General features: G+C 32.8%; 2 protein-coding genes. One reads left to right on the top strand and one right to left on the bottom strand.

The genetic code is table 11. The features are described from left to right. Positions 1 to 121 precede the first annotated feature (121 nt). The gene (locus JMX92_RS13405; protein WP_201546164.1) at positions 122 to 559 is read right to left on the bottom strand and encodes a hypothetical protein; all 438 of its coding nucleotides are present in this window, start codon (positions 557 to 559) and stop codon (positions 122 to 124) included. 39 nt (positions 560 to 598) lie between these two features. Between JMX92_RS13405 and JMX92_RS13400 the strand changes: the two genes are divergently transcribed. Continuing rightward, the coding region (locus JMX92_RS13400; protein WP_201546163.1) for a transposase at positions 599 to 720 on the top strand (122 nt) is incomplete at its 3' end.

The raw sequence follows: 720 nt of genomic DNA, 5'->3' as shown, positions 1-720 counted from the left end.
GCTTGTTTGAGTATATTAACAATCTGAGTGTCGGTAAATCTTGATTTTTTCATGTCGAAATCTCCTGCTGGTATTTTAGCAGTTAGTTTCTACTTTTACGTGTTATTGTTTTTCGGGGTGATTACCCATCACCTACTGAAAGCTCATTACTCAACTTAGTTTTAAATAATATGTTCCCATTTTGATCATACTTTATTATGGCCTCATTTGTAAGAAGTATAATATCTCCCTTACTTGTAACTAAAGATCTAACACCAAAATCATAATTATTGGTATTATCAAATATAAAACTATTATTAGAATGAAATTTAGTGTCTAGTTGACCTGAGCTATCAAGCACTTTTATAAATGAAATAGGATTGCCTTTATAATCATTAGTACCTCCGACAACAATTAACTGTCCATTACCAAATGATTCTATACTAGATATAGAGATATGCTGTCCATTAGTGATACGTACTTCACCATTGCTCCCAAAACTAGTATCTAAACTACCATTTTCATTAAAACGTTTTATAGCATGATAACTATACTGAGCTATGCTGAAGAAACCGTACAAGTAAACTTGGTAAACTAAGCATATTAATCGGAGTTTATCATGGTCAAGAAAATAAGAACCTATAGCACAGAATTTAAAGCTGAAGCCGTTAAGAAGATATCAGACAATAATGGCAATATCTCAGCAACCGCAAAGCAGCTTGGCATTGCCATGCAAACGCT

The sequence above is a fragment of the Psychrobacter sp. H7-1 genome (assembly GCF_904846585.1).
Classification (GTDB): domain Bacteria; phylum Pseudomonadota; class Gammaproteobacteria; order Pseudomonadales; family Moraxellaceae; genus Psychrobacter; species Psychrobacter raelei.
This window is presented reverse-complemented; position numbering and strand designations above follow the sequence as displayed.